This is a genomic window from Novosphingobium oxfordense, from assembly GCF_044029435.1.
Lineage (GTDB): Bacteria > Pseudomonadota > Alphaproteobacteria > Sphingomonadales > Sphingomonadaceae > Novosphingobium.
The window spans coordinates 289593-309503 of record NZ_CP147008.1 but is presented as its reverse complement, the minus strand read 5'-3'; the positions used below and the strand labels follow the sequence as shown (position 1 = coordinate 309503).

Annotated in this window: 19 protein-coding genes; 13 read left to right on the top strand and 6 right to left on the bottom strand. The window is 64.6% G+C overall.

From position 1 onward, the window contains the following. Positions 1-134 precede the first annotated feature (134 nt). The 5 genes from WBP07_RS24365 to WBP07_RS24345 all read left to right on the top strand — a co-directional run bounded on the left by WBP07_RS24365 (position 135) and on the right by WBP07_RS24345 (position 4718). Positions 135-905 (top strand): SDR family NAD(P)-dependent oxidoreductase, encoded by a 771-nt coding sequence (locus WBP07_RS24365; protein ID WP_395397665.1) that lies wholly within the window; start codon positions 135-137, stop codon positions 903-905. Between the two features lie 43 nt (positions 906-948). Further along, complete coding sequence (locus WBP07_RS24360) at positions 949-2469, top strand: flavin-containing monooxygenase (protein WP_395397664.1); 1521 nt, start codon at positions 949-951, stop codon at positions 2467-2469. A 34-nt stretch (positions 2470-2503) separates the two neighbouring features. After that, positions 2504-3358, top strand: coding sequence for an SDR family NAD(P)-dependent oxidoreductase (locus WBP07_RS24355; protein WP_395397663.1), 855 nt, complete (start codon positions 2504-2506; stop codon positions 3356-3358). Positions 3359-3430: 72 nt separating this feature from the next. Next, positions 3431-3934: a nuclear transport factor 2 family protein gene (locus WBP07_RS24350; RefSeq protein WP_395397662.1), complete on the top strand. Its 504-nt coding sequence runs from the start codon at positions 3431-3433 to the stop codon at positions 3932-3934. Between the two features lie 28 nt (positions 3935-3962). Beyond that, positions 3963-4718, top strand: a complete 756-nt coding sequence (locus WBP07_RS24345) for a glucose 1-dehydrogenase (RefSeq protein WP_395397661.1) — start codon at positions 3963-3965, stop codon at positions 4716-4718. A gap of 16 nt (positions 4719-4734) precedes the next feature. Here WBP07_RS24345 and estDL136 read toward each other — a convergent pair whose 3' ends face one another. The 4 genes from estDL136 to WBP07_RS24325 all read right to left on the bottom strand — a co-directional run bounded on the left by estDL136 (position 4735) and on the right by WBP07_RS24325 (position 8135). Further along, positions 4735-5664 carry a chloramphenicol hydrolase gene (gene estDL136 / locus WBP07_RS24340; protein ID WP_395397660.1) on the bottom strand — a complete coding sequence of 310 codons (930 nt, stop codon included), beginning with the start codon at positions 5662-5664 and terminating at the stop codon, positions 4735-4737. A 69-nt stretch (positions 5665-5733) separates the two neighbouring features. Next, positions 5734-6609: an SDR family NAD(P)-dependent oxidoreductase gene (locus WBP07_RS24335; RefSeq protein WP_395397659.1), complete on the bottom strand. Its 876-nt coding sequence runs from the start codon at positions 6607-6609 to the stop codon at positions 5734-5736. 43 nt (positions 6610-6652) lie between these two features. Then, the gene (locus tag WBP07_RS24330) at positions 6653-7360 is read right to left on the bottom strand and encodes an EthD domain-containing protein (protein ID WP_395397658.1); all 708 of its coding nucleotides are present in this window, start codon (positions 7358-7360) and stop codon (positions 6653-6655) included. Positions 7361-7373: 13 nt separating this feature from the next. After that, a complete protein-coding gene (locus tag WBP07_RS24325; protein WP_395397657.1) occupies positions 7374-8135 on the bottom strand; it encodes an SDR family NAD(P)-dependent oxidoreductase in 762 nt (253 codons plus the stop codon). Positions 8136-8270: 135 nt separating this feature from the next. Here WBP07_RS24325 and WBP07_RS24320 point away from each other — a divergent pair, with 135 nt between their 5' ends. Further along, positions 8271-9974 (top strand): FAD-dependent oxidoreductase, encoded by a 1704-nt coding sequence (locus WBP07_RS24320; protein WP_395397656.1) that lies wholly within the window; start codon positions 8271-8273, stop codon positions 9972-9974. A gap of 50 nt (positions 9975-10024) precedes the next feature. On the opposite strand, the gene WBP07_RS24315 is transcribed toward WBP07_RS24320, so the two are convergent. Further along, positions 10025-11197, bottom strand: coding sequence for a sulfotransferase family protein (locus tag WBP07_RS24315; protein WP_395397655.1), 1173 nt, complete (start codon positions 11195-11197; stop codon positions 10025-10027). A 126-nt stretch (positions 11198-11323) separates the two neighbouring features. Here WBP07_RS24315 and WBP07_RS24310 point away from each other — a divergent pair, with 126 nt between their 5' ends. After that, positions 11324-11854: a nuclear transport factor 2 family protein gene (locus WBP07_RS24310; protein WP_395398237.1), complete on the top strand. Its 531-nt coding sequence runs from the start codon at positions 11324-11326 to the stop codon at positions 11852-11854. On the opposite strand, the gene WBP07_RS24305 is transcribed toward WBP07_RS24310, so the two are convergent. Further along, positions 11820-12686, bottom strand: a complete 867-nt coding sequence (locus tag WBP07_RS24305; protein WP_395397654.1) for a LysR family transcriptional regulator — start codon at positions 12684-12686, stop codon at positions 11820-11822. The genes WBP07_RS24310 and WBP07_RS24305 overlap by 35 nt on opposite strands. Positions 12687-12808: 122 nt before the next feature. Here WBP07_RS24305 and WBP07_RS24300 point away from each other — a divergent pair, with 122 nt between their 5' ends. From WBP07_RS24300 to WBP07_RS24275, 6 genes are all read left to right on the top strand, one after another. Then, positions 12809-13888, top strand: coding sequence for a Rieske 2Fe-2S domain-containing protein (locus WBP07_RS24300; protein ID WP_395397653.1), 1080 nt, complete (start codon positions 12809-12811; stop codon positions 13886-13888). Between the two features lie 74 nt (positions 13889-13962). Then, positions 13963-14730 carry an SDR family NAD(P)-dependent oxidoreductase gene (locus WBP07_RS24295; RefSeq protein ID WP_395397652.1) on the top strand — a complete coding sequence of 256 codons (768 nt, stop codon included), beginning with the start codon at positions 13963-13965 and terminating at the stop codon, positions 14728-14730. A 320-nt stretch (positions 14731-15050) separates the two neighbouring features. Continuing rightward, positions 15051-17624 (top strand): TonB-dependent receptor, encoded by a 2574-nt coding sequence (locus tag WBP07_RS24290; RefSeq protein WP_395397651.1) that lies wholly within the window; start codon positions 15051-15053, stop codon positions 17622-17624. An 81-nt stretch (positions 17625-17705) separates the two neighbouring features. Next, complete coding sequence (locus tag WBP07_RS24285) at positions 17706-18308, top strand: EthD domain-containing protein (RefSeq protein ID WP_395397650.1); 603 nt, start codon at positions 17706-17708, stop codon at positions 18306-18308. Continuing rightward, positions 18305-19090, top strand: coding sequence for a glucose 1-dehydrogenase (locus tag WBP07_RS24280; protein WP_395397649.1), 786 nt, complete (start codon positions 18305-18307; stop codon positions 19088-19090). The genes WBP07_RS24285 and WBP07_RS24280 overlap by 4 nt, the downstream gene beginning before the upstream one ends. A gap of 20 nt (positions 19091-19110) precedes the next feature. Continuing rightward, positions 19111-19893: an SDR family NAD(P)-dependent oxidoreductase gene (locus tag WBP07_RS24275; protein ID WP_395397648.1), complete on the top strand. Its 783-nt coding sequence runs from the start codon at positions 19111-19113 to the stop codon at positions 19891-19893. The last annotated feature ends 18 nt before the right edge of the window (positions 19894-19911 follow it).

Genomic DNA, 19911 nt, shown 5'->3' with positions numbered 1-19911 from the left:
CGCATTTTACCTCTCCCGTCGCCTTTTGACTTGTCATTGCGCAAATTATTGGCGATGATTTTACGATAATCAAGGTAAACTTGGTTCGCTGCCAACGAAACGCGTTGCAAAGCGGTGAACCGGATGGAGGGATGATGTCGGATCGGCTCGCCGGCAAGAGGCTTGTGGTGATCGGAGCAGGCACCGGGATCGGTGCCGCGACCGCGGAACGCTTGTGCGCGGAAGGCGCGCGCGTGGCCGTGCTCGATATCAACATGCCTGCTGCCGAAGCCGTGGCATCGCGCCTTGCCGATGAAGGGCACGATGCGTTCGCCGTTGCGGTGGACATTGCCGATGAGGCTTCGGTCGATGCGGCGATTTCTCAGGCGGCCGCGCGGCTTGGCGGGCTGGACGGGGCGCATGTCAATGCCGCCGATCTGCGCACGATTTTCGCAGACAGCGATGCTCTGGCGCTGGACCTTGCCGTGTTCGACCGTACGCTGGCGGTGAACTTGCGCGGCCACCTGCTTTGCACGCGTGCCGTGCTGCCGCATCTGCTGGCGGCGGGGGGCGGGGCGATCGTTTACACCAGTTCGGATGCCGGCGACATCGGCGAGCCGGAGCGGCCAAGCTATGCGGCTTCGAAAAGCGGGCTCAATGCCCTGATGCGCCACGTGGCATCGCGCTGGGGCAAGCAGGGCGTCACGGCCAATTGCGTGGCGCCCGGTTTCGTGATGACGCCGGAGATGACGGCAGGCGGGCAAGTACCGTCGGACTGGATCGCGCTGTGCCTGGAGCAGACGCGCTCGACCCGGCTTGGCAAGGCAGAAGACATTGCCGGGGTGGCCGCGATGCTGCTGTCCGAAGACGGGCGCTGGATCAACGGGCAGGTCGTCCACGTCAACGGCGGCGCATTGCTGAATTGAATAGAAAATGACCGGCACGGCCGGAAAACGGAGAGAGAAGAACATGGCAGAGAACAAGGCGGCGGTGCGCCAGCTGCGGTACGCGATCGTCGGCGCGGGCATGGCGGGGCTGCTTGCCGGCGTGAAGCTGCGGCAGAATGGCGAGGAATTCACGATCTTCGAAAAGGCCGACCGGCTGGGCGGCACCTGGCGCGAGAACCGCTATCCGGGGCTGACCTGCGACGTGCCCGCGCATGCCTACACCTACTCGTTCGAACCCTATCCCGAATGGAAGGCCTATTACGCCGCCGGTCCCGATATCCAGGTCTATTTCGAAATGGTGGCGGACAAGTACGACGTGCGCCGCTCGATCCGCTTCAATTGCGAAGTGGCGGGCATGGTCTGGGACGAGGCTGCGCACGAGTGGGCCGTCACGCTCGGCAATGGGGAGACGCAGCGGTTCGACGTGGTGATTGCCGCATCGGGCGTGCTCCATCATCCCAAGATGCCGGTGATCGAGGGGCTGGAAAGCTTCGCCGGCCGCGCCTTTCACAGCGCGCAGTGGGAAGACGATGCCCCGATCGACGGCGTTCGTGTCGGCCTGATCGGCAATGGCTCGACGGGTGTGCAGATCTTGACCGCGATCAACAAGCGGGTGGAGAAGCTGGTGCATTTCCAGCGCTCCCCACAGTGGATCATGCCGGTACCGCAGTTCCCCTATAGCGACGAGGATCGCGCCGCTTTCCGCGCCGATCCGGCGCTGATGGATGCGATCCGCTATCACGACGAATATCTGGGCGCGATCCGGCGCTTCACCGATGGCATTACCGATATCAACGGCCCCGAAATTGCCCAGATCGAGGAGATCTGCCGGCTCAACCTCGAAAACTCGGTCCGCAATCCGGAACTGCGTGAGAAGCTGCGCCCCGATTACCGTGCGGCCTGCAAGCGGCTGATCTATTCCTGGTGCTACTACGAGGAAGTGCAGAACCCCTCCGTCTACGTCGATACGGGCCGGATCGCTCGTATCGAACCCGAAGGGGTGCGGATGACGGACGGCACGTTCCATCCGCTGGACACGCTGATCCTGGCCACCGGCTTCCATGCCGACCGCTTCATCCGCCCGGCGACAGTGACGGGCGAGGGCGGCCGTTCGCTGGATGACGCTTGGGCACGCCGCCCCACGGCCTACTTCGCGCTTAGCGTGCCGGACTTCCCGAACCTGTTCCTGCTCAACGGCCCCACCGGCCCGGTCGGCAACTTCTCGCTGATCGACATTGCCGAGCGGCAGTGGGATTACGTCGACCAGTTGCTGGACCGTCTGCGCTCGGGCGCGGAACGCCGGATCGCGCCGACGCGGGCCGCGCACGAAGACTATGAAGAGCGCCGGATTGCGGCGGCGAAGACGACGATCTTCGGTTCGGGCTGCACCAGCTGGTATCTCGATGCGGAAGGCGTGCCGGCCAGCTGGCCGTGGAGCTACGACGCCTTTGCCGATGCCATGAAGGCGCCGGTCTTCGCGGATTTCGGCCTGCCGGACGAAGGTAGTGCGGCAGGGCGACTGGAAGAAGAAGCCTCCGCCTGATCCGAACGGCTGACAGATCCAAGGGAGAAAAAGGATGGCGCGCGACGCCGAAGTCTTTGCGGGCGGCGTCGCCGTCATAACCGGAGCGGGCTCGGGCATCGGCGCGGGCCTTGCCCGGCGCGCGGGTGCGCTGGGCATGACCGTGGTGGCGGCCGACATCAACGAAACGGCGGCCGTCACAACTGTTGACGCCATTGCGGCGGCCGGCGGCAAGGGAGAGGCCGTCCGCGTGGACGTCTCCAGGCCGGAGGAATTGGACCGGCTGGCCGATCACGTATTCGAACGGCATGGCGCTGTGCGGCTGCTGGTCAACAATGCGGGAATCGAGACGGTCGGCTTCACCTGGGAGATCCCGGTCTCGCGCTGGGAGGCTACGCTGGACATCAATATCCACGGCGTGATCCACGGCGTCCGCGCCTTCGTGCCGCGCATGCTGGAAAGCGGGCAGGAGGCGTGGATCGCCAACTTGTCCTCGATCGGCGGTTTCTCGGTCATGCCGGCGCAGACGGCCTATATCGTCACCAAGCATGCCGTGCAGGCCTTCAGCGAATGCCTCTATCTGGAGATGCAGCTGAAGGGCGCGCCGATCCACGTCTCCTCGATCATTCCGGGCATGCTGAAGACCAACATTTTCCAGGCCGAGGCGGGGGCGGGTGAGCCCGAGGATTCCGCCAGCCATCGCCGCAAAATGGCCGAGATGATGGATGCCCACGGCATGGACTTGGACGAAGGCTGCCGCCTGTTCCTGGAGCAGATCGCGGAAAACAAGTTCTGGGTCCACAGCCAGCCGGAAATGAGCCGGCAGGTGCTGGAGGGGCGCATGGCCTTCTTCCAGTACGAAACGCCGCCGCACATGCCCGATATCGCGCACGAACTGGCGGCGGGCTGATCCGAAATATCGAAGCGCCGTGAACGGCGGCGCTCAACCATGCTCTGCGGAGCGGATGACGGGAGATTTACGATGTCGATCAGCATGGCCGAATTGGCCGAGCGGCTTTCCGCGCTGGAGGACAAGGAAGCGATCCGCAGCCTGAAGGCACGCTATCTGCGCGCCTGCGATCTGAAGCAGCCGGACGTGATCCGCGACTGCTTCCTGCCGACCGGCGTGCGCATCGCCTACGAAGGGTTTCCGGAGTTCGACGACCGCGATGCCTTCGTCGACGTCTATCGCCAGATGGCCTGCCAGGATGGCGTGCATGATATTCACCACGCCACCAACTGGGAAATCGACCTGGTCTCGGCGGACGAGGCGCGCGGCGTATGGTCGCTCAATTTCCGCACGATCCTGATGGGCGCGCGCCGCGTCACGCGCCTCGCGGTCGAGTATGAGGATGTCTATCGCCGCCATGACGGCCGCTGGTGGATCGCGGAAACGGTCAGCCGGATCTCCTCGATGATCGTCGAGGAAATGGCCGAGGACGGCGCGCTGCGCGTGCTGGCCTGCGGCGAGGCGCAGGCCGTCTGAATTACGGTATCGGGAAGGAATAGCGGAAATGATCAATTACGGATTGGGCGGCAAGGTCGCGCTCGTCACTGGCGCGAGCGGCGGGATCGGCCGCGCCGCCGCGCTGGCCTTTGCACGCTCCGGCGCCAGCGTGCTGGTAAGCGACGTGAACGAGGATGGCGGCCGTGAGACCGTCTCGCTGATCGAAGCCGCAGGCGGCAAGGCCGCGTGGCAGCGCTGCGATGTCAGCAAGGGGGATGAGGTGAAGGCGATGGTCGCCGCCGCCGTGGATGCCTTCGGCCGGCTCGACTGCGCATTCAACAATGCCGGCATCAACTCGCTGGGCGCCAATGAGTATGAGGATGAGGTTTGGGCGCGCAGCGTGGGCATCAACCTGACCGGGGTGATGCTCTGCATGCGCGAAGAGGCGGAAGTCATGCTGAAGCAGGGCGGCGGTGCGATCGTCAACACCGCCTCAATCAACGGTCTGATCGGCAATCCCAGCCAGCCCGGCTATGTCGCCACCAAGCACGGCGTCGTCGGCCTCACCCGCCATGGCGCGCTGCGCTGGGCGAAGTCCGGCATTCGCGTCAACGCGGTGTGCCCTGGCGTGATCGAAACGCCGATGACGGCGCCGCTCGTGGCCGATCCGCAGATGAAGCAAGTGATCGAGGGGATGACCCCGATGGGCCGCATGGGCCGGGCCGAGGAAATTGCCGAAGCGGTGGTCTGGCTCTGTTCGGATGCGGCCGGTTTCGTGACCGGCCACCCCATGGTGATCGACGGCGGCGCGACCGCCATCTGACGGCCGCGCCGAAAGTTTAGGCGAGACTTTCGCGCAATCCCCGCCCGGCGCGCTCCATCCATTGCAGCGCGCCGGGCACCGCCTGGAACATCGACAGGAAGCCGTGGATCATGCCGGGCGCAGCCACGGCATCGACGGTAACGCCTGCATCGGCAAGGCGCGTGGCATAAGCCATGCCTTCATCGCGCAGCGGATCGTACTCGGCCGTGATAACCGTCGCCGGCGGCAGGCCGGAAAGGTCCGGCGTGCCCAGCACGCTGGCCAGTGGTACGTGCCCGCTGCCCGCGTGGCCGAGATACTGCTGCCAGAACCAGCGCATCGCGGCGGTCGAGAGGAAGTAGCGACCGTCGCCGTTCTGCGCATAGGACGAGTTCGCGAAGTCGTTCGCGGTCACCGGATAGGCCAGGAACTGGTGCCGCAGCATCGGACCGCCTTCGTCGCGGGCGCGGATCGCCACGGCGGCGGCAAGATTGCCACCGGCACTGTCTCCCGCGACGGCAAGGCGCGATGCGTCCACGCCCAACGCCTCCCCATTCGCTGCCGCCCACAGCAGAGCGTCGTAGCAATCGTCCATCGGAGTGGGGAACGCATGTTCGGGCGCGAGGCGGTAGGCGACCGAGAGCACTGCCGCACCGCTTTCGCGGGCGAGCAGGCGGCAGGTTGCGTCGTGGGTGTCCAGCGTGCCCATCACCCAGCCGCCGCCGTGGTAGTAGACCACCAAGGGCGGCGTTTCGCCCGCGCCTTCGGGCACATAGAGCCGGGCCGCGATCGAGCGGCCGGGCAGCGGCAACGTCACGTCCTCCACCCGTGCCACTTCGGGCGGCGCGCCGAAGGCCATCGGCAGATCGTTCATCGCGCGCAGCGCCTGCGGCGTTACGCTGGCGTAGTCGACCGCCGGCGCGGCGGAGAACATGGCGAGCAGGGCCTGTACCTGGGGATCGAGCATCGGCTGGATTTTCCTCTCCTTGGCGCGGTGGGCGCATTCGCCTCACCGCGTGCACTTACATGGACGGTTTCAGTAGACCGCCGCAGGATTCTTCGGGCGCGGATCGCCCAGCATTTCTCGGTGAGAGGGGCGGTCGCTGCCCCGGTCGGTCACGCCCAGTTCCTTCGCGATTTCCGCCACGATCAGCGTCTGGCCCGAAAGATCATTACGGTTCGATGCACGGTCAATGGCGTCGAGCGTATGCGCGGAAAACTCCGGATTCTCGGCCATGGCGATGAAGGCGTCATACTGCTCAGGATTGGTGCGGCGCGCGATTTCCGAGCGTTCGGTTACTTGCGGGCCAAGCCAGAGCGAGACGGCGATCACGCCGGTGCCGCGCAGGTCGTGCTCCATGTCGTGCGCCAGCTTGTCCAGCCCGGCTTTCTGTGCGCCATAGGCGGGACCGTGCATGTAGCAGGACGCGCCGAAAGAGGATGTCATGGCAATGCACCCCGATCCCTGCGGCACCATCATCTGCGCCGCATGCCAGCTGGCAACATAAGCGGAGCGCAGCCCGACATCGAGGATCTTCTGCGCGTCCAGTTCCTTCTCCCAGAACGGCAGCTTCTCGATCAACTGGCGGTGCATATAGGCGGCGTTGTTGACCAGCACATCCAACCGGCCCGATTCCTCGCGAATGCGGTCAAACAGCGCGGCAACGCTGGCATCGTCGGCATGGTCGCAGACCACTGGAATGCCCTTGCCGCCCAGTTCGGTTACGCGCGCGGCGGTTTCGGCGACGGTACCGGGCAGGACTGAACCGTCCCAACCCTTGGCGTCGCCCGGCGCGGTGGTACGCCCGGTGACGTAAACGGTGTAACCCATCTCTCCGAAGCCGCGCGCGATGCCTGCTCCTGCCCCGCGACTGGCGCCGGTAACCAGCGCGACCTTTCCGTTCCTCTCCACGTCATTCTCTCCTTGTTCGTATCGGTTGTGGCGCTTCCGGAACTTAGTCCGCGAAACGGTATTGGCTGGTCGGGATCACGTCGATCCGCGAAAAGTCGATGAAGCGGGTGCAGCTGTCCATCATGGTTCGGGCATTGGCCTCGAACTTCACCGGATCGCCCAGTGCATCGAAGAACACTTCGGGCGCGGTCATCGCCTCGGGCGGGAAGCATTCCTCCACGAAGGCGTCATAGGCCGGCGCGTCTTCGGTCAGCGGGCGTACGACGATGTTTTGGACATATTCGAAGTTGGACTGCGTCTCGATCGCGACGCGTGTGTGCTCGCCCACCCAGTGTGCGAGCGCTGCCTCCCGTGGCAGATCGGTACGGAAAGCCAGAAAGGTGGACTGGCTGAAGCCCCAGGTCCGCGCCTCTGGCTGAGGCGGATGATCGGCATTGGCGATGATCGTGGATTCGCAAACGAGCCACGCCGCGAAGCGCGCGCTATGCGCGGCCAGCACGGCATCGACGGCACCGCGAAAGCGGCCATTGGCGGAATCCACCCAGAACTGCACCACCGCGTCCTGCTGCGGCGCCTGCCAGCGCTGCACCATCATGTCCGCGGGCGCGACATCGGCATCGCGCAGATTCAGGCGGATGCGCTGCGCACCTGCGGCGCCGAGCGCGGCGGGCAAGCTTTCCAGCAGGCGTGCGGCATAGTCCGCGCGAGTTTCGCCCTCGGGTGCCCAGAGGGCGGCGACAACCTTTTCCACTTGCGTAAATCCTTCAGTCGAAATTGGCCTGCCCGCCGTCGAGCGGGATCGTTGCGCCAGTCAGATAGCCAAGGTCGGCACCGCACAGCGCCACCAGAGCCTGTCCGATGTCTTCTTCAAGACGGCCGATGCGGCCGAGCGGGATGGTGCGGAAGAACGCCTCCGCCTCTTTGGGATTATTCTCGATCCAGCCTTTCAGGCCGGGAGATTCGCCGTGCGGCGCAATGGTCAGCACGCGGATGCCTTCGCGGCCCCATTCGGCGGCTGCCGCGCGGGTGAGCGAGCGGGTGGCCTGCTTGACGGCGGCATAGGCGCCGTAGCCGGTCATGTCCCAGCGGATGCCGGTGGAGGAGGCGAGGTTGAAGATCGTGCCGCCGCCCCGCGCCGCCATGATCGGGCGCACGCGCTTCATCAGGCGGAAACTGGCGAGCGGGCCGGATTCGAACCCGGCGGTGAAGGCCTCGTCCGTCACCTGGTCCAGCGTGCCCAGCGGTACTTGCTGGGCATTGTTGACCAGAATGTCGATACCGCCGAACGCGGCGCATGTGCGTTCGACCAGCGCGTCGATGTCACTGACCGAACAGACATCGCAGGCCGCGGCCAGCGCTTCGCCGCCATGGGCTGCGATTTGCTCGGCGGCCTCGGCCACTTTGGCATGGGTGCGCCCGGCCAGCATCACTTTCGCGCCGGCTTTGGCCATGGCCGTGGCAGTGCCCAGGCCAATTCCCTGTCCCGCGCCGGTAACCAGCGCAACCTTTCCCGTGATTTGCGTCATTTTATCCAAAAACCCGAATGACTCGTAAAAATCGTCGTCTCAATTTACGCATGGAGTTGACATCAGTGCAATATCAATCGCAACATGCGTTGAATATCGAGATAAAGGTCCGGCGAACGCGGACGGGTGAGAGGCATGACGCAGGAACAGGCTGGAAACTGGGACAAGATTTTCGACGTCGTGGTCGTGGGATCGGGCGCTGGCGGCATGCTGGCGGCACTGGTTGCCGCGAAAAACCGGGCGGACGTGCTGATCGTGGAGAAGGACAAGCTCTGGGGCGGTACTTCGGCGACTTCGGGTGGCGGCATCTGGATCCCCGGCAGCGATCAGGCGCGCGAGGCCGGGTTCGAGGACGATCTTGACGACGCCTTTCGCTATGTGCGCGGCCTTTCCGCCGACAACGTGCCGGATGAAAACATCCGCGCCTTTGTCGACAATGCGGCGGGCATGTTGCGCTGGGTAAGCGCGAACACGCTCGTGCGCTATCAGGCGCAGCCTTATCCGGACTACCACGCCGAGAATCCAGGCGGATCGCCCACGGGTTTCCGCACGCACCTGCCGCTGGAATTCGATGGCCGCCTGCTGGGCGATACCGTTCGCACGCAGCGCTTTCCTTCCCCCGCGGCCAGTCTCTTCGGATACCTTCAGTGGACCTTCGCAGAGACTTATGAGCTGCTGTATCGGACCAAGGGGTGGTTCAGCCATCTTGTGGCCAATATGGCCAAGTATTGGTTCGATCTTCCATTCCGCTTCACCTCGCGCAAGGACCGGCGCTTGACGCTGGGCGGCGCGCTGACCGGGGCGCTGCGCCATGCACTGAACGATGCGGACGTACCGCTCTGGCTGTCCTCTCCGATGCGCGAACTGGTGCGGGAGAATGGCCGTGTGACGGGGATCGTCGTCGAACATGGCAGGCGGACGCTGCGGATCGGCGCGCGCAAGGGCGTGGTGCTGGCGGCCGGCGGGTTCGACAAGAACCAGGCGATGCGGGACGAGCACGTGCCGCTCTATCCCGAGGCGCGTCTGTCCGGCGGCGTCACCAGCAACACCGGCGATTCCATCCGCGCCGGCGCTGCGGTGGGGGCGGGGACGATGAACCTGCAGTCCACCTGGGCCGCGCCGGTCTTCTACGTGCCGGGGGAAGATCGCGGACGGCTTTGCACGATCGAGCGTGCCTTGCCCGGCTGCATCATGGTGAACCAGAAGGGCGAGCGCTATCTGAACGAAGCGGCGTCCTATCACATCACCGGCCAGCTCATGGCCCGGCGCCAGCGCGAGCATGGCGACGCCAGCCCCAGCTGGATGATCTTCGACCATCGCTTTCGGCACCAGTTCCCGATGGGGCCCTTGCTTCCGCTGGTTCCGGACTGGCTGCAATCGAGCGGGGTCCGCAAGATCCTGCAAAAGGGCGCCACGGTGGAGGAACTGGCCAAGCGTATCGGTGCCGATCCCGCCGTTCTGGGCAGGACGCTGGCCGATTTCAATCACCATGCCGCAGAAGGGCAGGACCCGGCGTTCCATCGCGGCGAGGCCGCTTATGATCGCATGTATGGCGATTATCGTCACGGCCCCAACCCATGCCTGCGCCCGCTGACCGATGGGCCGTTCTATGCCATGCCGATCTACCCCGGCGACATCGGCACTAATGGCGGCCTGAGGACCAATGCCCGTGCGCAAGTGGTCGACGATCAAGGCGCGGCGATCGCGGGCCTCTATGCAGTCGGCAACAATGCCGCCTCGGCCATGGGGGAGAGCTATCCGGGGGCCGGTGTCACCATCGGCCCGGCCATGACTTTCGGCTACATCGCCGCGCGCGACATGACCGGCGCCAACGCCTGAACGCCCGCGCCTGAACGCCCATCAGGAGCGTTCAGGCGCGAGCCTGTCCCTCAGGCGAGGTAGCGTGCACGATAGCCAGCGAAGGCATCGCGCACGGCGGCCATGTCCAGCCCGAACCGCTCCGGAGCGTAGTCGTGCATGGGCCGCTGTTCACGCTTGTTGCCGGCCATGAATTCGGCCAGCGCTGCCTGGTCCAGCGGCACACCCATCCGTTCGAGCACCCGCTCCGCCTGCGCCACCGGATCGCGACCCACCGAGCGATAATCGATGTCCATGAAACGGTCTTCGCCGATCCGGGCGCGGGCTTGCTCGAACATGGTCATCCATTCCGCCAGACGCGCGGCCCAGAACGTGCCGACGTCGCGATCGTCCAGCGTGGCGGTGAGCTTGTAGAGCGCGGCTTCCATGCTGACGTAGGACGGCACCACCTCCGCCGGATCGCGATGCGTCATGATCAGCAGCGCTTCCGGGAAGGCCCGCGCGGCCAGTTCGGCATAGGGCAGGTTCGACGGGCTCTTCAGGATCCATTTCGAACCACGCCGCGTCGGATCCTGCCACTGCAGGTATCGGAGGATCGTCTTCAAATCCTCATGCCCGCGCGACTGGTCGTAGGTGTCCAGCCAGCGCGCGAAGGATGGCACGAAACTCATGCCCTCTATCATGGTCGAGACGAACATCTGGCCGAGCACCAGGATCTCCTCGTCCGGCGCCTCGGGATCGAGGGGGTGGATCGAGACGAGTTCGGGCGAAAGCTGCAACCAGCCATCGATCATCGCCTGCGCATAGGCGCGGCGCGCTTCGGGATTGCCGGGTTCCTCACCGGGAAACGGGGCGAAGTTCTGCGCTTCGAACCAGCGGATCGCGGTCATGCCGGGCGTGGCGGCAAGCAGGCGGTGGAAGATCGTGCTGCCGGTGCGGGGCAGGCCCAGGATGATGCCGGCCACCTCGATCCGCTCGTCCAGAATCTCAGGATGGCGGCGGATGTCCTCGATCATGCGCAAGCGGCTGGTCAGGCCCTTTACCACGACCTCATGCTGGGCGGCATATCCGGCGGGCGTCAGGCAGGCCTCGCGATGAACCGCTTCGATGTAGCGGTCCATCGGTTCCAGGAACCACAGGTCGCCAAAATCGTCGAGCCCGGCACGTTCGCGTGCCGCGTCCAGCAGAGCGTCGCGCGTGAAGGCGCGTGCCTCCGCCGGTGGTGCGGTGGTTGCCATCATCATCTTCCTCTCGTTTTTCATTCGTCGCTCTTTTGGCGATCGATTCGCACATTGATTGATTGTTTGCGTAAAATATGGACAATATTGATACGTAAAAATCGATTCCGATCCAGAGGGAAAAGCGGCGTGATGGAAAAAGGATTGCGTGAACAGGCGGACCGGATGCAGATCCTCGATCTCGTCGCGCGCTATTGCCGGGGCTGCGACAGACGCGATTTTGCGCTCGTACGCGCGCTCTATCATGACGATGCGATCGACGATCATGGCGCCATGTTCTCCGGCGGGCCAGACGCCTTCGTGGCGTGGCTACCAAAGGCGATGGAGCCCTGGGAACTGACCATCCACGCCATCTCGAACAGCGTCATCGTGCTTGCCGGCGATCGGGCCGAGGGCGAGCATCTGGTCCGCGCCTGGCACCGCACGCATCCGCCCGAGCGGCAGGAATTTATCGTCCACGGCCGCTATCTCGATCGCTACGAACGGCGCGGGGGCGTGTGGAAATTCCTCCACCGCCAGCTCGTCTTCGATCACGGAGAGGTCCGCAAGGTGGACGAAGAGGCGATGGCGCGCCTTGGCGCAGAGGCCCGGCATGGCCGCGCGGACAGGGACGATCCCTCGTGGGGCCTTACCCTGTTGGCGGGGTTGTCAGGCGCGACCTGAGCGCGTCGGTCAGGAACGTGATAAGGTTGGTGAGGCCCGGCCCCGGCGGTGCCTTGCTACGGTGGAGCAGCCAGAGCGGACAATCGTGACGCGAATCGGGCGGGGCCAGTCTTTCAAGCGCGGGTTCGCCGTCCGCCGCGAAACACCAGAGCGTGGCGCGGCCGAGGCCGGCCAGAACCGCCTGCTTCATTTGCGGAAAGGCGTTGAAGGTCATCAGACCCTCGCGCTCGGCGACTTCTCCCGACGGATTGCTCGCGGTCCACTGGCTGCCGGGAAGCGCGGCGTCCACTTCGTAGCCCCAGCCCAGTTGCGCGCCTTCTTCGGGCGATCCCTTGCGCGCATAGGGCGCTTGCGAAAGCGTGGCGACTTCGACGCCGGCAAGCCTCAGCGGCACCTTGCGAACGAGGGCCAGCGCCAGTTCGGCGCGGCGGTGCGTGACCGCGTCGAGGGGGTCCAGTTCTCCCAATAATTCGATGGCGATTTCGGGGTGGAGGCGGCGAAACGCGGCGAATTCCGGCAGGAATTCGGCCACGATGCCGGCACTGCCGGCGATGCGGATCGGCCCCTGAACGTGTTCGGCAAGTTCGAGGTCGCTGCGCATGTGCGCGATTTCGCGTTCGATCGCCTCCGCTGCCGCCAGCAGCCGGCGGCCGGCACGCGAAGGAGCGGGGCCAAGCGGCCCCTCCTCGAACAGGGCAATGCCCAGCGCGGCTTCCAGCGCATCGACGCGGCGGCCCACGGTCGTGCGGTTGATATCCAGCTGGCGTCCGGCGGCGGTGTAGGACCCGGCGCGGACCGCAGCGAGAAAGACTTGAAGATCGCTCCATTCCATATGCGGTGCAATTTTGCACAATGTGTGTGCAGGTCAAGAATCTTCGCAAATCGGCAATCGATCCGTTAGATAGGCAAGGAATGCGCCGCTCAGAACCGGCGCGGATTGAGGAGTTGATGCAAATGGCCACCACCAGCGACTATGGGCTTGGGCCCCACGCGTTTCCGCGCGGCTGGTTCATGATCGGAACCTCTGAGGAGGCGACGCGCACCCCCGCGCCGATCCGCTATTTCGGCAAGGATCTCGTGATTTATCGCGGCGAATCGGGCACGCCTTACGTGGTCGATGCCTATTGCCCGCACATGGGCGCGCACCTTGCGAAGAACACCACGTCCTACATCGTGCGCGATGGCGAGCATGTGGAAGGCGAATCGATCCGCTGCCCGTTCCACGGCTGGCGCTTCGGCCCGGACGGTGCCTGCAACCACATCCCCTATTCGGACTTCGTGCCCAAGGCCGCGAAGCTGGCAACTTATCCGGTGGTGGAGAAGGCCGGCATCCTGTGGATGTGGCACGATGAGGAAGGCCTGGCGCCCGACTACGAGTTGCCCGATTTCGGCGGCCACTATGGCGAGCCGGGCTGGGTGGAATGGGAGATCGACTACATGGGCGATCTGAACGTCCACGGGGTGGAAATCGTCGACAACATGGCCGATTTCGGCCACTTCGTGCCGATCCACGGCGCCAAGGACTGGCAGTATTTCGCCAACGAGTTCCAGGACCACGTCGTCCACCAGTACTATAGCGCCGGCCATCGCACATTGACCGCGTCGGACGAGGATCAGCTGGTGCTTGATACCTGGTACGAAGGGCCGGGCTTCCTCCAGTCGGAAATGGCCGGCACGTTCGACAGCTTCATCATGATCGCCAATACGCCTATCGAGGATGGCCGGTCGCGCGCGTGGCATGGGCTGATGGTGAAAGTGCACGACGGGTCCCGTGAGACGACGGATGCGGATCGCGCCAATGCGGCGATGTATCAGGAAGGCAGCCGCCTTGCCTTCGCGCAGGACGTGGAGATCTGGGCGAACAAGCGCGCCTGCCTGAACCCGCTCGCAGTGCCGGCGGACGGCCCCTACGGCAAGGTGCGCAGCTGGTATCGCCAGTTCTTCAACCCGCGCGACAAGGCGCCGCAGATCCAGGGCCGCGTCAACGGTCTCGTGGTCACGCTCGACAAACGACCCGGCAGCGTGGCTGCCTGACCCGGACGGCCCGCGTATCCCGCAAGGGGCGCGGGCCGTCGCTTCATCACAAGAATATCGAAGGGAGAGAACCCGTGGCATCGTTTCCAGCGGGATGTACGCTGCTGTTCGGCGGCAGCGGAGGAATTGGGCAGGGCGTCGCTCGCTGTTTTGCGGATGCGGGCAGCGACTTGGCTGTGGTCTATCGCAGCAAGTCAGAAGTGGCCGAGAGCGTTGCAGCCTATGCGGCCGGGCAGGGCCGCAAGGCCAGCACGCACAAGACGGACGTCACCGATCCGCAGCAAGTGCGTGACGCCGTGGATGCTGCGATTGCGGCACATGGCCGCATCCATACGGTGATCTGGGGCGCCGGGCCGCTGGTGAACCAGCGATATCTGGCCGAGACTCCGATCGGCGAATGGCGCCATGCCTTCGAAGTGGAAGTCCACGGCTTCTTTGCCGCTGCGCAGGCGGTTATCCCGCATATGCGCGAACAGGGCGGCGGCAGCTTCGTCACGCTCGGTTCGGCCGGGCACGACTGGTGGCCGGCGCGTGACGGAATGTCGGTGGCGGTCAAGGGCGCCAACGAACAACTGGTTAAGGGCATCGCCAAGGAAGAAGGGCGCTTCGGTATCCGCGCCAATTCGGTGCTGGTGGGCGTGATCGACGCCGGCCAGCTTCACGAACTTACGCAACAAGGCCAGTTCGACCAGGAATGGGTGGAGGAAACGCACAAGCTGCTCTGCCTGAAGCGCTGGGGCACGGCGGCGGAAATCGGCCATGCCTGCGTCTACTTCGCGAGCGACGAGGGCGGCTACACCACCGGGCAGTCGATCTCCGTCTCGGGTGGGTTCGGGGTGTAAGACGGCGGAATTGCGCGCTTTGATATGCGTATTCAATCGAAAAACTAATCCGCAAATATCAAATTAAATATCATCTTGATGGCGTTTTGCGTAAGTGGTAGCCTGATCCCGAAGCAAAGATAAGAAGTTTCGGGAAAGGGTGCCGTCCGTGCCTTCCGCCATGATCGTGCGCGGGAGACCACCGGCAATCACGCAGGCTACGCGCCATCGGACCGCAGCACCCCCGGCCTGCGGACGAAGGCGTTTGCGTACCTCTCCCGGCTCGACGCCACAACGGCGCGGGCAGCGATTTACGATGTCGATTGGAGAGGGAGACGATCGTGAAGCAGGAGAAGAACTATTCTATCGGCCGGCCTTGGCATCATGGCGGAGGCTGGCTTGCCAGTGCCGCCGTGGTGGCATTGGCGGTGCCGCTGGCGGCCCATGCGGAAGAGGCCGCACCGGCTGCGGCGGAGGCGGCGCCCGCAACTCAGGGAATTGCCGAAATCATCGTCACCGCCAATCGCCGTGCGGAGCGCGGTCAGGACGTGCCCATCGCGATCACCGCAATCTCGCCCGATCGCATGGAGCAGCAGGGTATCGCCAAGGAGCAGGACCTTCAAGCCAGCGTGCCTTCGCTGGTGGTGGGACCCAATGGGCAGGGTTCGCGCGATTCCATGTCCTTCACCTTGCGCGGGCAGGGCGCGACTTTTCAGGCGTCCCCCGGCGTCGTGGTCTACATGAACGAAGTGCCGCTGCCTGGTGCACTGACGCTCAGCCAGCAGGGTGGTCCGGGCAATTTCCTGGATCTTGAGAGCATGCAGGTGCTGGCCGGGCCGCAGGGTACGTTGTTCGGCCGCAACACCACCGGCGGCGCCGTGCTGCTGGTGCCCAAGAAGCCGGGCGAACTGCTGGGCGGCTGGATCAAGGGCGAGTTCGGCAATTACGATCGCAAGTATCTGGAAGGCGCGGTGAATCTGCCGATCGTCGACGAGAAGGTGCTGTTGCGCGTGGCCGGCGCCTATCATGATCGCGACGGCTTTACCCGCGACGTGACCTTCAACAAGGATCGCGATGACGAGCACTGGTACACCGGCCGTGTAGGACTGACCTTGCGCCCGGTGGACAGCATCGAGAACTACACGATGGCGTACTATTCGAAGTCGGACAACAACGGCGCCGGGCTGGTCAATCGTGGATTCAATATCGATGCCTTGAAGAGCCGCGGCTTCTGCGCCGATCCGCCGGATGTGCCGGGCGCCATCGGCGTGCCTTGCGACGTCTACCGCGCGGTCACTGCCAATGCAGAGGCGCTGGGCCCGCGCAAGACGGCGTTCTCTACCGACGTGTTCCAGCGCACCGTGACCTGGGGCGTGACGAACACCACCGCGATCGATCTTTCGGATACGATCACGCTGCGGAACATCTTCAGCTACCAAAAGCTGAAGCTGGGCTACCGTTACGATGGCGATGCCTCGATCCTGCAGCAGCATGATGCCGATCCGGGCGTAGTACCCGCGCCCGGTGTGGTGACGATGCCGGTGCTGGGCTATCCGGTGACCTATACCAACGCCACGCTGGACAGCGAACTGCCGCGCGACAACATGCGCCAGATCACCGAGGAACTGCAGTTCCAGGGCAAGACGCTGGGCGGCAAGCTGGATTGGACCGTGGGCGGCTTCTACTACGACCAGAAGCCGGACGGCCCGCAGGGATCGCGCGCCATCGTCTATTGCCCGGCGCTCTACACCGGCTTCTGCGAGGCGGGCTACAACACTTATGGCACCAGCACGAAGTCCAAGGCGCTCTACGCGCAGGCGACGCTGGATCTGGGCGCGCTGACGCCCACGCTGGACAACCTCCGGTTGACCGGCGGATTCCGCTATACCTGGGATCATATCGACGGTTTCGCGTCCCAGTACCAGCGCTCCACCCTCGATCCGACCAAGGCGGTCTGCGGATCGGACAGCTCGCTGGTGGACTTCGCGACCGCGGCGGATACTTGCCGGCTGGAAGCATCGCTGCGCACCAAGGCGCCTTCGTGGACGGTGGGGCTGGACTACAAGGTGACGCCCAGCGTGCTGGTTTTCGCCAAGGTAAGCCACAGCTACAAGGCGGGCGGCTTCAACCAGTATGCAGTCTTCGAGAACACGCGCACGTTTAAGCCGGAGAAGGTCACCAGCTATGAAGCCGGCGTGAAGTCGGACTTCTTCCTGGGCGAAGTGCCGTTCCGTCTGAACACGTCGATCTATCATGTCGATTACAAGGACATCCAGCGCGCCACGGGCGACTACAACCCTGCGACCAATGCGGGCGGCGCGCGGACCAACAATGCCGATGCGCGGATCAACGGCGTGGAAGTGGAAGCATCCATGCGGCCGTTCCCCGGTTTGGAGATCGGCGGTAATTTCAGCTATACCGATGCGAAGTATACCAAGTATCAGTTCGAGACGAACACGCCGATCATGGCGTGCAACGGCTACGTTCTGCCAAAGGCCTATGGCGGAACCGGTATTGCCGACAGTTCGTGCCTCGATTTCCAGTATACCGCACCGTATATCTGGAGCATTCACGCCTCTGCAGATCATGACCTTGGCGGCGATCTGGGCACGCTGACGCTTTTCGTGAACTTCTCGCACACATCGCGCCAATATACCGAGGCGGTGCAGTTGCCGGAGAACCAGCCGGGCGCCTATCTTGAGGCTTTCGGACTGCTCAGCGCCTCGCTCGACTGGAAAAGCGTGGCGGGCACCAATTTCGACCTTGGCCTGTTCGGCACCAATCTGACGAACAATCTGTACCGGATCAGCAATTCCGACGTCTATCAGGACACCGGGCTGCTCTATCGCGCCACGCTCTATGGCGAACCGCGCATGTACGGCGTGCGGCTGAAGTACCATTTCGGCGGCGAGTGATGCTGGTGAAATAGGCAAGGTCGCACGCTGGCCGGCACGGTAAGCCCCCTTCCGTGCCGGCTTTAACCTGCGGAGAATGCAATGATCAGAACGCTGTGCCTGTTGGCGCACCGGCCAGACCGGGACCGCGCTTTCTTCCAGCGCTATTACGAGGAACGCCATGCACCGCTGGCTGCGCGGCTGTTCCCCTTCGTCGGCTATGCGCGCAACCATGTGGAGCAGGGGGAGGCGTTCGACTGGGATACGATTTCCGAATTCATGGTCGACGATCCCCTCGGCCCGGTGCGGGTGATGGAGGGGCCGCACGCGGCGATCGTGCGCGCGGATGAGGAGAATTTCCTCGATCACGCGCGCCTCGTGCCGGCGCGGGTGGAGGCGCATCTCTTCTCGGCCGGGCCCGTGACGGATGGGGAAGAGCGGCGTCTTGCCGTGCTGATCGAGGGTGAGCGAGACCGCGCCATGACTTGGGCGGAGGCGCTTGCGCGGGATCGGGCAGGCGTCTCGCTGGATGTTATCGTCGGCCGGGACGCGGCGTTTCCCGCCGACGCGGTGTTCTGGCTTTCCGGGCATGACGATCCGGGGCCGGTTCCGCCGGGATTGGTCGCAAAAGCGCTGCGGATGCGCCGTTACGAGACGGACATGGTGGCGGTAAAACACGATTTGGAAAATGAAGGATTGCAATGATGGGAAGGCTTGAAGGCAAAGTTGCGATCGTCACCGGCGGCGCGCGCGGCATGGGGGCGGCGACTTGCCGCCGCTTTGTCGCGGAAGGCGCGAAAGTGGCGATTGCCGATGTGCTGGACGATGCGGGCAAGGCGCTTGCGGAGGAACTGGGCGAGGCAGCGATGTTCTGCCACCTCGACGTGACGAGCGAAGACAACTGGGCAGAAGTGGTGCGCGGTGTGGAGGCACGCTTCGATCCGGTCGACGTGCTGGTCAACAACGCCGGAATTCTCCACTTCGCGACGCTCCTGGATACTTCGCTGGCCGACTATCGCCGCGTGCTGGACGTCAATCTGGTGGGCGAATTCCTGGGCATCAAGGCTGTCGCCCCGGGCATGGTGGCGCGCGGCAAGGGGGCCATCGTCAATGTGTCCTCGGTGGACGGGATGAAGGGCGCGAACGGCCTGTCTGCCTATGCCTCCAGCAAGTGGGGTGTGCGCGGGCTGACGCGCGTGGCGGCCATGGAACTGGGCCACAAGGGCGTGCGCGTGAACTCGGTCCATCCGGGCGGCGTCGATACGGTGATGACCAACCACGAAGGCGCCGCGCGCGACAAGGTGAACGAGCGTTTCGGCAATATCCCGCTGCAACGCGTCGGCGCGCCGGAAGAAGTGGCTGCCGCAACGGTGTTCCTGGCGAGTGACGAGGCATCCTATCTGGCCGGCGCGGAGATCGTGGTGGATGGCGGCATGATCGTCGGCGCCTATTACGAAGGCGTGCCCGGCGCGCCCGGAATGGGCTGAAAAGATCGAAAGGGAGAGACATGAATAGACAGGATTTCGAACCGAAGCTGGGCGCGCCGTCCAGCCCGGTGGTCGTGACCGGCGGCGCTTCCGGCATCGGCCTTGCCAGTGCGCGGGCGTTGGCGGCAGTCGGTCGCCCGGTTGCGCTGTGGGACATCAATGAGGCCGGCGCTACCGCTGCCGCCCAGGAGATTGCGGAGGCGTTCGGCGTCAAGGCGATCGGGCAGGCGGTGGATTTGCGCGATCCCGAAGCGATCCTGGCCGCCGCTGCAACCACCCGCGGCGCGCTCGGCCCGGTAGGCGGCGTGGTCCACTCGGCCGGGACCGCCGAAGTGACCGGGATCGACGGGGTGACGCCCGCGTTGTGGGATGCCGGGATCGCGCTGCACGTGCGGGCGATCGTCAGTTTGGTGCAGGCTTTTCGCGCGGATATGCGCAGCTTGCCGGGCAGCAGCGTGGTTGCGCTCTCTTCGATCAATGCCACGCTGGGTAGCGGGCTGATCCCGATCTACAGCGCCGCAAAGGGCGCGGTGATCTCTCTGGTGCGTTCGATGGCGGATGAACTGTCCGCCGATGGCATCCGCATCAACACGGTCAGCCCCGGCCAGATCGATACGCCGATCATCGCCGCCGCCAAGGCCGCGCTACCGGGCGTGTTCGAGCGGCGCATCTTTCTGGGCCGCTTCGGCGAGCCGGAAGAAGTGGGCCGCGTGATCCGTTTCCTGCTTTCCGACGAAGCCAGCTACGTCACTTCGGCAGAGATCGTGGTGGATGGCGGGAACATCAATTCTCCCCGCCAGTAGCGCGTAGCCTCATCCCAT

Bases quoted from the DNA above. Each gene is read 5' to 3' on its own strand.
- estDL136 (WP_395397660.1), bottom strand. From the start codon at position 5,664: ATGCTCGATCCCCAGGTACAGGCCCTGCTCGCCATGTTCTCCGCCGCG.
- WBP07_RS24360 (WP_395397664.1), top strand. From the start codon at position 949: ATGGCAGAGAACAAGGCGGCGGTGCGCCAGCTGCGGTACGCGATCGTC.
- WBP07_RS24325 (WP_395397657.1), bottom strand. From the start codon at position 8,135: ATGACGCAAATCACGGGAAAGGTTGCGCTGGTTACCGGCGCGGGACAG.
- WBP07_RS24350 (WP_395397662.1), top strand. From the start codon at position 3,431: ATGTCGATCAGCATGGCCGAATTGGCCGAGCGGCTTTCCGCGCTGGAG.
- WBP07_RS24280 (WP_395397649.1), top strand. From the start codon at position 18,305: ATGATGGGAAGGCTTGAAGGCAAAGTTGCGATCGTCACCGGCGGCGCG.
- WBP07_RS24285 (WP_395397650.1), top strand. From the start codon at position 17,706: ATGATCAGAACGCTGTGCCTGTTGGCGCACCGGCCAGACCGGGACCGC.
- WBP07_RS24355 (WP_395397663.1), top strand. From the start codon at position 2,504: ATGGCGCGCGACGCCGAAGTCTTTGCGGGCGGCGTCGCCGTCATAACC.
- WBP07_RS24315 (WP_395397655.1), bottom strand. From the start codon at position 11,197: ATGATGATGGCAACCACCGCACCACCGGCGGAGGCACGCGCCTTCACG.
- WBP07_RS24305 (WP_395397654.1), bottom strand. From the start codon at position 12,686: ATGGAATGGAGCGATCTTCAAGTCTTTCTCGCTGCGGTCCGCGCCGGG.
- WBP07_RS24275 (WP_395397648.1), top strand. From the start codon at position 19,111: ATGAATAGACAGGATTTCGAACCGAAGCTGGGCGCGCCGTCCAGCCCG.
- WBP07_RS24310 (WP_395398237.1), top strand. From the start codon at position 11,324: ATGGAAAAAGGATTGCGTGAACAGGCGGACCGGATGCAGATCCTCGAT.
- WBP07_RS24345 (WP_395397661.1), top strand. From the start codon at position 3,963: ATGATCAATTACGGATTGGGCGGCAAGGTCGCGCTCGTCACTGGCGCG.
- WBP07_RS24365 (WP_395397665.1), top strand. From the start codon at position 135: ATGTCGGATCGGCTCGCCGGCAAGAGGCTTGTGGTGATCGGAGCAGGC.
- WBP07_RS24320 (WP_395397656.1), top strand. From the start codon at position 8,271: ATGACGCAGGAACAGGCTGGAAACTGGGACAAGATTTTCGACGTCGTG.
- WBP07_RS24300 (WP_395397653.1), top strand. From the start codon at position 12,809: ATGGCCACCACCAGCGACTATGGGCTTGGGCCCCACGCGTTTCCGCGC.